Below are 3,450 nucleotides of genomic sequence, written 5' to 3' on the forward strand. Positions count from 1 at the left end.
CGTCCCGTGGTTTTTCATTCTCCTTTGCGGTTTGGCGCTGCTGTCCGCCGGCCTGCGCATCGCGCGGCAATATGAGCGCGGCGTCGTGCTGCGGTTTGGCCGCTATGTCGCGACGCGCGGACCGGGGCTGTTCTGGATCATTCCCCTGGTCGATGTCGCGATCCGGGTGGATCTGCGGGTGGTCACCTCGGCGGTGGCGGGGCAGGAGGCGATCAGTCGCGACAATGTGCCGATCAAGATCGACGCCGTGATCTGGCGGCGCATCGTCAAGGCCGAGCTTTCGGTCTTTGAAGTGCGCAATGTCGAGGATGCAGTGACGCAAGTGGCGATCACCACCCTGCGCGACGTGATCGGCCGTCACACGCTGGATGACATTCTCAAGGAGCAATCGGCGATTTCCGGCGAGCTGCAGGGCGCGATCGACGCCGTTACCGAGCCGTGGGGCGTGAAGGTCGAGCGCGTCGCAATGAAGAGCGTGGAAATTCCGCAAACCATGCAGCGCGCCATGGCGCAGGAGGCGGAGGCTTTGCGCGAGAAGCGCGCGCGGCTCATCAAGGCCGAGGCGGAAACGGAAGCGGCGGAAAAATTGCGCCAGGCGGCCGAGCAGATGATGACCTCGCCGGCAGCCCTCGAATTGCGCCGCATGCAGATGCTCACCGAAGTGGGCGCCGAGCAGAACACCATGACCATCGTGATGATGCCGAGCGAATTTGTCGAAGCCGCGCGGGCCTTCGCGAAGAAGGCGACCTGAGCCGGCGTAGGCGCGCATCCGGGGCTGTCATTGCAAGCCGTAGGGCGTCGGACGACGCTCGTCTTTCGACGGGCTGTGGCTCGCAATCCATGCGACGTCGCGGCGGGTTGAATCGTGGATTGCTTCGCTGCGCTCGCAATGACGGGGGGAGCGGGTGGCGGAAAAGCGACGGCCCCGCGCGGGAATCGCGCGGGGCCGTGCATGCCGTCGTGACGCTGTGTCGACTTAGGCCGACATGGCCTTCTTGAGGTTTTCGTCGATCTTGTCCAGGAAGCCCGTGGTGGTCAGCCACTTCTGGTCCGGGCCGATCAGCAGCGCCAGATCCTTGGTCATGAAGCCGGATTCGACGGTGTCGACGCAGACCTTTTCCAGCGTCGCCGAGAACTTGGCCAGTTCCTCATTGTTGTCGAGCTTGGCGCGATGGGCGAGGCCGCGGGTCCAGGCGAAGATCGAGGCCATCGAATTGGTCGAGGTGTCCTTGCCCTTCTGGTGCTCGCGGTAGTGGCGGGTGACGGTGCCGTGGGCGGCTTCCGCCTCCACCGTCTGGCCGTCCGGCGTCATCAGCACCGAGGTCATCAGGCCGAGCGAGCCGAAGCCCTGCGCCGCCGTGTCGGACTGGACGTCGCCGTCATAGTTCTTGCAGGCCCAGACATAGCCGCCCGACCATTTCAGGCAGGAGGCGACCATGTCGTCGATCAGGCGGTGCTCGTAATGCAGGCCCGCCACCTTGAACTTGTCGGCGAATTCCGCGTCGTAGATCTCCTGGAACAGATCCTTGAAGCGGCCGTCATAAGCCTTGAGGATGGTGTTCTTGGTGGAGAGATAGACCGGATATTTGCGGTTCAGGCCATAGTTGAACGAGGCGCGGGCGAAATCGCGGATCGACTCGTCGAGATTGTACATCGACATGGCGACGCCGGCGCCCGGGAACTTGAACACTTCCTTCTCGATGACCGTGCCGTCCTCGCCCTCGAACTTGATGGTCAGGCGGCCCTTGCCGGGCACTTTGAAATCGGTGGCGCGATATTGGTCGCCGAAGGCGTGGCGGCCGATGACATAGGGCTGGGTCCAGCCGGGAACGAGACGCGGCACGTTCTTGCAGATGATCGGCTCGCGGAAGATCACGCCGCCGAGGATGTTGCGGATGGTGCCGTTCGGCGACTTCCACATTTCCTTGAGGTTGAATTCCTTCACGCGGGCTTCGTCAGGGGTAATGGTCGCGCATTTGACCGCCACGCCATATTTCTTGGTGGCTTCGGCGGAATCGATCGTTACCTGGTCGTTGGTGGCGTCCCGATGCTCGACCGAAAGATCGTAATATTTCAAGTCGATGTCGAGATAGGGATGGATCAGCTTGTCCTTGATCAACTGCCAGATGATCCGGGTCATTTCGTCGCCGTCCATTTCGACGACCGGATTGGCGACCTTGATCTTGCTCATGCGCAGAACCCTTCCCTAGACGTGACGTTTCTGGCGCGCTGGACCGCCAGACTGGCCGCCCTATAGCATCGGCCCGCGCGCGCGCCTAGTGCGGCTTTTGGCGAGTTATTCGGCGCCGCGTCCTTTGTGGGCGGGCGGTTTCGGCGGCCGTCAGCCGCGACCGTGGCCGAGCGCGGCGTCGAGCGCCGATTCCAGCGCCTGCGGGCCGTCGTGATCGGCCGCGAGACGGGCGAAAACGCCGGCCGCCGCTTTGAAATAGCCGCTGGCCGGGTCTTCGGGGCCGAGGAAATCCGCGATTTCGTGCATTTCGCCGACCCAGCGATAGGCCTTGGGGTACATGTCCGGCACGCCGGTTTCCAGCCGCGCCAGCAGGGTGGGGAGGGATTCGCCAAGCTCCTGTCGCAAGGCGTCATCGCATCCCGCGCGGGCGGCGGCGAGCAGCATGGCCGCGCCAAGGCCGCCGAAGCCCTTGTTGATTCCGGCATAGACCATTTTCAGCGTCTTGGCCGCGCCGATCGGGCCGTCGATCCGCCGGAGCCTCAGGCCATGTGCGGCGAGCGGCGCGCTGCGGCTCTCGGGGTCGCCGCTGACATAGAAACAAGGGTCTTTGCTGTCCGAGGGCGGCGGCCCGATAATGGCGCCGTCGAGAATGGCGCAGCCGGTCCCCGCCAGGGACGCCGCGAGCGCCCGCATGGTTTCGGGATTGATGGCGTTGCAGTCGATGAATGTTGGCTTGACCTGCGCGGCGCGCAGGATCGGCGCAAGCGAAGCGGCAAGGCCCGTGGCTTCGGACGGCGGCGCGATGGAAAGGACGATATCCGCCGCAGCGATCGCCTCCGGCGCGACGGCGATCATGCCGGCGTCGCGCGCCCGCGCCTCCGTGCGCGCGCTTCGCCCCTGCGTGATAGTCAGGACGCGCGCGCCGTTCTCGTTCAGCCGCCGGCCAACCGCCGCGCCCATGGCGCCGGCCGCGATGATCCCGACCGTCGGGGTCGATCCGTCTTGCGCCATTGGCTTCCCCGCAATATTTGGCCGCGCCGCCCCGGCCAGCCGTCAGGATAGCAAGGCGGCGGCGTAAAGGCATCGGGCGGGGGCGCCCGCCGCGGGGGGGGCGGGACGACGCGCTTGGGATGACGCGCGCCTTCAGTCGAAGAAGGCCAGGGTGCGGAATTCGATGCTTTGCCGTGGCGGCGTTCCCGGCGGCGTGGTCGGGTCGGCGAAGCCGGTATGCGGCGCGAAACGGGTGACGGTTTCGTCCG

General features: G+C 65.4%; 3 protein-coding genes. 1 reads left to right on the plus strand and 2 read right to left on the minus strand.

Features of this window, described 5'->3' with window-relative positions; translation table 11 throughout:
* On the plus strand, positions 1–751 hold a 751-nt coding region (locus ACE3S9_RS16910; RefSeq protein WP_374547647.1), incomplete at its 5' end, for an SPFH domain-containing protein.
* 225 nt (positions 752–976) lie between these two features.
* Here ACE3S9_RS16910 and ACE3S9_RS16915 read toward each other — a convergent pair.
* Positions 977–2,191: an NADP-dependent isocitrate dehydrogenase gene (locus tag ACE3S9_RS16915; RefSeq protein WP_374547648.1), complete on the minus strand. Its 1,215-nt coding sequence runs from the start codon at positions 2,189–2,191 to the stop codon at positions 977–979.
* A gap of 150 nt (positions 2,192–2,341) precedes the next feature.
* Complete coding sequence (locus ACE3S9_RS16920) at positions 2,342–3,202, minus strand: DUF1932 domain-containing protein (protein WP_374547649.1); 861 nt, start codon at positions 3,200–3,202, stop codon at positions 2,342–2,344.
* Between the last annotated feature and the right edge of the window lie 248 nt (positions 3,203–3,450).

Origin of the sequence: Rhodoblastus sp. (assembly GCF_041915505.1) — a bacterium.
In the GTDB taxonomy this organism is placed as follows: domain Bacteria; phylum Pseudomonadota; class Alphaproteobacteria; order Rhizobiales; family Beijerinckiaceae; genus Rhodoblastus.